Below are 6,954 nucleotides of genomic sequence, written 5' to 3' on the forward strand. Positions count from 1 at the left end.
GGTTAATGTGAAATTAATCTACCAAGCGATTAATAGAGGCGTCTGCACGCTTAGATGTGGCCGATAAACCCGTGTTGCTCTCTGTCGTAATGTTACTGATTGAGTCATCCTGACGCTTATCGGTGCATGAAACTGTATGCTTAATATCGCTTGGTTCACTTATTTGAGTAGCAAGGTAATAACAGGCAATGCCCATTAACGTATTTGTGATGGGTAACGCCAAAAAGACACCCTTAACGCCACCTATATATGCCCCTAACGCCGCAAATGGCAGCATTAACAACATTAACCGACACAGATTTATCACTAAAGAGCTCAACGGTCTATGGTAGGCATTTAAGCTGGTTGCAAAAATAATCACAATGCCCAGCGGGCCATAAGCTGCGGGCAATACCATCACATAAAAACTCAGCCAGTCGATTACCAAAGGATCATTAGTAAATAGTTGGGCAATGGCTGAGGCATTAAAATACAACGGGATAAACAATAAGGTTTGAAAAACAAACACAAACTGTAACGACATCAATAAGGCTTTTTTGGCTCGGACAGGTTGGTTGGCCCCCAGGTTTTGTGCAATAAAAGGCATTAGGCTTGACGACAATGCCATCACCACAATTAACAGCACTGACTCAAGGCGGATCCCCGCACCAAACGCCGCGACACCTGTGTGATCAATCCTTGCAAGCATGGCCATGATAATGCCGTTAGCGATAGGATTTATCACATTCATTAACGCTGCTGGGCGCGCAATATGTGCCAAAGCTTTCCAGTGCAATATAAACCGGCCGACATCAAAACTGGCAAATTCAATCAGCTTACGTTTTATCACAATTAAATAGCCAGCCAACGACATTGCCACAATCCAAGACAGTGTCGTGGCAATGGCAGCCCCTTGTATTTCTAAACGTGGAAAAGGGCCAATACCAAAGATAAGCAGCGGGTCGAGAATTAAATTTACCACCGCAGCCAACATCATTATTTTAGCCGGTGAACGCGTGTCACCCGTAGCACGTAGTCCTTGATTGCCGACCATCAGCAGTACTAGGGCTGGCGCGCCTAAATACCAGTACCACATATAATCATTAATTAACGGCAAGCTGGCTTCGTTCGCGCCAAGTAAGCTAAAAATAGGCTCCATAAACACGCAGCCCAATATCGATAATCCCCAAATAATGATTAAGGTCATGCACAGGGTGTCGAATAAAAAGACTTTTGCTTCAGGCGCGTGACCAGAACCAATTAAGCGGCCAAGATTGGTTGACACTCCCGCGCCAATACCTATACCTATGCTTGAAATAACTAACGTAACAGGAAAAGTAAAACTGATTGCCGCTAAAGCTTCTGTGCCCAGTTGGCTAATAAAAAAGATGTCTACCAAACTGCCGCCCAGAATGGTCATAATACCAATCAGGTTTGGCAAGGTCATATTAAGCAGCACACGACCAATAGGAGCGCTAAGCAACCCGTGTTTGTCTTTCATCTATTCTCTAGGGCTTGGGGTTTTAAAGGTGTCGAATTCTATCAGGATTAATAGCGCTTTAATAAAACAGACTTAAAAAAAGTGTAGTTTTTTTTAAAATCCCCCTTGGATCTGTGATCAATCACCCCCATATCACATGCATCGAGGGGAAAACCCTTATTTGTAAGTCAACAGCCTCGTTTTTTGGGCATCAAATCATTAGGAGAGTTCATAGATGAATATTCGTCCATTACATGACCGCGTTATCGTTAAACGTTTAGAAGTTGAATCTAAATCTGCAGGCGGTATCGTGCTTACAGGCAGCGCTGCAGAGAAATCAACTCGCGGTGAAATCCTTGCAGTAGGCAATGGTCGTATTTCAGAAAACGGCACAGTTACACCACTTGACGTAAAAGTGGGCGACGTTGTGATCTTCAATGAAGGTTATGGCGTGAAAAAAGAAAAAATTGACGGTGAAGAAGTATTAATCCTGTCAGAAGCTGACCTGATGGCAGTTGTAGGCTAAGCCTCGCCCATCAACTCGACTTTCCAATTAATCATTAAATTTAAAGGAACATCAAAAAATGGCAGCAAAAGAAGTCTTATTTGGTAATGACGCACGTGTAAAAATGCTTGCAGGCGTTAACATTCTAGCCAACGCAGTGAAAGTAACTTTAGGCCCTAAAGGTCGTAACGTTGTATTAGACAAAAGCTTTGGTTCACCACTTATTACTAAAGATGGTGTGTCAGTAGCCAAAGAAATCGAACTACAAGACAAGTTTGAAAACATGGGCGCACAAATGGTGAAAGAAGTTGCTTCTAAAGCCAATGATGCAGCCGGTGACGGTACCACAACAGCAACTGTATTAGCGCAAGCTATTGTTGTTGAAGGTTTAAAAGCCGTTGCAGCAGGCATGAACCCAATGGATCTTAAGCGCGGTATCGACAAAGCGGTTATCGCAGCCGTTGCTGAGCTAAAACTACTTTCTCAAGACTGTGCCGACACTAAAGCTATTGCTCAAGTAGGTACTATTTCTGCTAACTCTGACGAGTCTATTGGCGAAATCATTGCAACAGCAATGGAAAAGGTTGGTAAAGAAGGCGTTATCACCGTTGAAGAAGGCCAAGCGCTTGAAAACGAATTAGACGTTGTTGAAGGTATGCAGTTTGACCGTGGTTACCTATCACCATATTTCATCAACAAGCCAGAAACTGGCAGCGTTGAACTAGACAGCCCATTCATTTTGTTAGTAGACAAAAAAGTGTCTAACATCCGTGAATTATTGCCAATCCTTGAAGGTCTAGCAAAAACCGGTAAGCCATTGCTTATCGTTGCAGAAGACGTTGAAGGTGAAGCATTAGCAACGCTTGTGGTAAACAACATGCGCGGCATCGTTAAAGTGGCTGCTGTTAAAGCCCCTGGTTTTGGCGACCGTCGTAAAGCAATGCTTCAAGACGTGGCAATTCTAACTGGCGGTACTGTTATCGCTGAAGAAATCGGCCTAGAGCTTGAAAAAGCAACCCTAGAAGATTTAGGTACAGCTAAGCGCGTTATCATCACTAAAGACAACACTACTATCATTGATGGTAATGGTGACCAAGCGCAGATTTCAGCTCGTGTTTCTCAAATCAAACAACAAGTTGAAGAGTCAACGTCTGACTACGACAAAGAAAAGCTACAAGAGCGTATGGCAAAACTTGCTGGCGGCGTAGCAGTCATCAAAGTTGGCGCAGCAACTGAAGTTGAAATGAAAGAGAAAAAAGCGCGCGTAGAAGATGCATTACACGCAACTCGCGCAGCAGTTGAAGAAGGTGTGGTAGCCGGTGGTGGTGTAGCCCTTGTTCGCGTAGCAAGCAAAATTAAAGACGTTGAAGTAATTAACGAAGACCAAAAACACGGTGTGGTAATTGCCCTACGTGCGATGGAAGCGCCTTTACGTCAAATCGCAACTAACGCAGGCCAAGAAGCATCAGTTGTTGCTAACACTGTTAAAAATGGCACTGGTAACTACGGTTACAACGCCGGCAACGACACCTACGGTGACATGTTAGAAATGGGTATCCTAGACCCAACTAAAGTAACCCGTAGTGCATTACAGTTTGCAGCGTCAATTGCAGGTCTTATGATCACCACTGAAGCCATGGTTTCTGAAATTCCACAAGAGTCTGCGCCAGATATGGGCGGAATGGGTGGTATGGGTGGTATGGGCGGTATGATGTAAACTAGCTTGTCTAAATCGGTGATAACTGCGTTGCTTCACCACTCGTTTAAGAAAGCTAAACGTCGTGGTAAAGCACCTTGTTCTCACCCGATTTATTCTGCGCTATATACTCTAACTGGTTAAAATGGGTTATAGCGGCGTTACTTTGCAGCTCGTGTAGAAAAACACTACACGTCGCTACAAAAAGCCTTGCTCTAAGCCCATTTTTCCTGCGTTAGATGCTTATGCTGGTCTGAAGCCTAAAAGCTAAAGCCAAACTTCTTGTAAAAGAAAAGAGAAAGCCTCGATACCTAACAGTTTCGGGGCTTTTTGTCAGGGCGAGATCGCGAACGTTTTTTGAACAAATTAAGGTCGTTTAATAAACTTCCGTAGTTCGATAAATCTTCATAGTTAGGGTGGTTTCTTGTTCTTCTGCTTGCAGGTTAAACATAGAGTTCAAAAAGTAAGCACTCATGCGGTTGCCCTGGGCTTTTTGTTTCTTTTGGGTCTAAATTGGCGATAACTGCGTTACTTCACCACTCACTTAGGTGGCTGATAAAAGTTGAAAGCTAAACGTCGTGGCAAAAAGCCTTGCTCTAAGCCCATTTTCCTGCGTTAGATGCTTATGTTGGTCGAAAGCCTAAAAGCTCAAGCCAAACTTCTTGTAAAAAGAAAAGAGAAAGCCTCGATACTTAACAGTGTCGGGGCTTTTTGTTAAGGGCGTTTATCCGATGGATAAAGACTGGGTTATGTAGAAGAGTAGGCTGAACTAGGTTATAATATAAGCGTTATCGCGGAGGGTATAATGGCAAATTCAACAAAAGATAAAACACCTAAAAACGCACGAGTGTTCACGCCGAAAATGAGCAATTTTGAAATGAGCTCTCGCTATGAAGGCCTATCAATGAAGAAAGAAAATGCCGGAAAATCGATTGATGATTTGAAACTCAAGTATGCGCGATAACTATGCGCGATAAATATGGGGTAAGCCACGACAGTTACTGTTACCCTGATTCGGAAGTACTTCAAAACAAGCTTAATATTCAGGACTATGGCAACCTCGCCGAAGCCGAATTAGCCTTTACTGCAACTCGATATAGTCAATACTCTTCAACAATTACCTCGTTACAAGACTTTAACCTAAAACATCTACAAAGCCTGCATAAGCAACTATTTCAAGATATCTACCATTGGGCTGGTGATATTCGAACCGTGGATATTTCTAAGGGTGATACGCGTTTTTGTACATGTTCAAGAATTGAGGCTGAAGCGAACAAACAATTTTCTCGAATCGTATTATTGGAACGATTCGATTCAAAACATGAACTAATTGCAGAAATCACCGATATCTTTTGTGAGCTGAACATTATCCATCCATTTAGAGAGGGAAATGGAAGAACGCAAAGATTCTTTTTTGAAGAGCTCTTTTTCTATTTTGACCTAAGCGTTAATTGGCCTGATATTTCGAAAGATGAATGGGTAAATGCAAATATTCAAGGGTATTTAGGTGATCTGAGATCATTAAATCAAATATTGAGTGTTGCCACTTCATCAATTTAAGCATTCTTTGATGCCTTTAAACAACTGATCACTGCGTTACTTGCTCGTTCATATCAGTGGTTGGTAAAAAGTAGAAAGATGACGTGTCGCTCAAGACGCCTTGTCCTCTTGTCTGTAGCATAATCAATTAATTCTACGCAAAAACGTCTAACCCATAGGCCAATGCTCATTTTTCAGGCATCCATGCTGATTGACCTTCTTGCATTTAAACACTTAAATCTTGCTTGAGCGCATATCGGAAGTGCATTATGTTATTGATTTACAGGAGCTGTCTCGATTGCTCGATGGCTGACCAGATTTTTATGATAATTTACAAAGCAATAACATAAAAAGGATGAAATGTATGCTTAGCTTTTTTAAAACAATATTTAACCCGTATTCAATTGATAAGTTCCATGAGCTGCGGGACGTGATAATACACAACTGCAGCAATGAAACTTGGTTTAAAAATAGCTTCTCTTCACCTGATGTCTTGTACAAACCAAGTCATGACGGTGGAGACGCTTGGGCAGACTCAAAGCAAACTTACATTGTTAACACTATGGTCATGTCTGACTATATTAAGAAGGCATTGATAAAAAACTTTTTAATAGAGAATAATTACTTAGACAATTTATCTCTTAAAAAAAGACAACTTGTTTTCCGCGATTCATATGGCGATATAAATATTGATAACTGGCTTAAGGAAGCTAAAGTTTTTAGTAAAAAGAGGGAAACACTGATAATTTCATACATTATAGAAAAAACACCCCCAGTTTTAAAATTCGCTCTTGAAAAAATTGAAAATCTTCAATATTTCTATGGCTTTGACGATGTCGAACAGCCACTGCACGAGATAGTAGTTGAAATTATCGATGATATTGAATTTGACAATATAACTTCTGATGCGGTTGATTCTAATTTAAAGATAACACCTTATGAATATGAGAGCGTAATTGCTAACCACTTATGTGATTTAGGTTGGGTTGCATACCCGACTGCGGGAAGTGGAGATCAAGGTGCTGACGTGGTAGCAGAAAAGCATGGTCTTAAATTTGTGTTTCAATGTAAGTTATATAGTCAGCCTGTGGGAAATAAAGCTGTTCAGGAAGTTTCTTCTGCAAGAGACTACTACGAAGCTTTTGGTGCTGTAGTTGTAACAAATAACGATTACACAAAATCTGCTCGACAACTTGCCGATAGCCAAAGCATATGGCTTATTCATGATAGTTATCTTCAAGAATGGAGCGATATTATAGATAAAATGATTCAAGAGACTGATGAAGATGATTAAGGGTGCTATTTCTTTAAACGTGTCGAGACTGTAATCAGCTCTTACTCAAAATGTGACGTGAATTCTCGGTCATTGGGATAACGTCCCGAGTGACGCCGTCAACATGTCCCTATTGGCTCGGGCGCAGCAACCCTGCTGCCTCATTTAGAGATAGACTCGAGCCATTTAGCCCAACACCCTCCCATTAGCATCAGAGTTGCCATTTAGCACTTAAAAGATTTATCTATAACAATCAATTAGCTAAACAAGTGGGGTCAGATCAAACTTTCTACTTCACTATCCAGATTCCCAAACGAATACCAATAACACAGATGTGATGTGGATGAGTAAATACGTAAGCGCTCAATGAACCGGTGAAGGTTATTCTGCTTCACCTAAATCAACATTCCACGGCAGCAAATCAGACAGTTCATCTGATGGTGCACGCTTGGGTAATTCCGTAAAGAGATGACGGAAATAGT

At 41.5% G+C, this 6,954-nt stretch carries 6 protein-coding genes; 5 read left to right on the forward strand and 1 reads right to left on the reverse strand.

The window, feature by feature from the left end; translation table 11 throughout:
- Window positions 1-13 precede the first annotated feature (13 nt).
- A complete protein-coding gene (locus IEW93_RS19420) occupies window positions 14-1,480 on the reverse strand; it encodes an MATE family efflux transporter (protein ID WP_188740890.1) in 1,467 nt (488 codons plus the stop codon).
- Between the two features lie 214 nt (window positions 1,481-1,694).
- Between IEW93_RS19420 and IEW93_RS19425 the strand changes: the two genes are divergently transcribed.
- The 5 genes from IEW93_RS19425 (at window position 1,695) to IEW93_RS19445 (ending at window position 6,493) form a co-directional block, all read left to right on the forward strand.
- On the forward strand, window positions 1,695-1,985 hold the full coding sequence (locus IEW93_RS19425; RefSeq protein ID WP_124015245.1) for a co-chaperone GroES: 291 nt from the start codon (window positions 1,695-1,697) through the stop codon (window positions 1,983-1,985).
- A gap of 58 nt (window positions 1,986-2,043) precedes the next feature.
- Window positions 2,044-3,681: a chaperonin GroEL gene (gene groL / locus IEW93_RS19430; protein ID WP_188740891.1), complete on the forward strand. Its 1,638-nt coding sequence runs from the start codon at window positions 2,044-2,046 to the stop codon at window positions 3,679-3,681.
- Between the two features lie 784 nt (window positions 3,682-4,465).
- Window positions 4,466-4,624 (forward strand): hypothetical protein, encoded by a 159-nt coding sequence (locus tag IEW93_RS19435; protein WP_188740892.1) that lies wholly within the window; start codon window positions 4,466-4,468, stop codon window positions 4,622-4,624.
- Between the two features lie 2 nt (window positions 4,625-4,626).
- Complete coding sequence (locus tag IEW93_RS19440) at window positions 4,627-5,220, forward strand: Fic/DOC family protein (RefSeq protein ID WP_188740893.1); 594 nt, start codon at window positions 4,627-4,629, stop codon at window positions 5,218-5,220.
- A gap of 343 nt (window positions 5,221-5,563) precedes the next feature.
- Window positions 5,564-6,493 (forward strand): restriction endonuclease, encoded by a 930-nt coding sequence (locus IEW93_RS19445; RefSeq protein WP_188740894.1) that lies wholly within the window; start codon window positions 5,564-5,566, stop codon window positions 6,491-6,493.
- Window positions 6,494-6,954 lie beyond the last annotated feature (461 nt).

Source organism: Shewanella inventionis (genome assembly GCF_014641855.1).
In the GTDB taxonomy this organism is placed as follows: Bacteria; Pseudomonadota; Gammaproteobacteria; order Enterobacterales; family Shewanellaceae; genus Shewanella; species Shewanella inventionis.

Bases quoted from the DNA above. Each gene is read 5' to 3' on its own strand.
- IEW93_RS19425 (WP_124015245.1), top strand. From the start codon at position 1,695: ATGAATATTCGTCCATTACATGACCGCGTTATCGTTAAACGTTTAGAA.
- IEW93_RS19445 (WP_188740894.1), top strand. From the start codon at position 5,564: ATGCTTAGCTTTTTTAAAACAATATTTAACCCGTATTCAATTGATAAG.
- IEW93_RS19435 (WP_188740892.1), top strand. From the start codon at position 4,466: ATGGCAAATTCAACAAAAGATAAAACACCTAAAAACGCACGAGTGTTC.
- IEW93_RS19420 (WP_188740890.1), bottom strand. From the start codon at position 1,480: ATGAAAGACAAACACGGGTTGCTTAGCGCTCCTATTGGTCGTGTGCTG.
- groL (WP_188740891.1), top strand. From the start codon at position 2,044: ATGGCAGCAAAAGAAGTCTTATTTGGTAATGACGCACGTGTAAAAATG.
- IEW93_RS19440 (WP_188740893.1), top strand. From the start codon at position 4,627: ATGCGCGATAAATATGGGGTAAGCCACGACAGTTACTGTTACCCTGAT.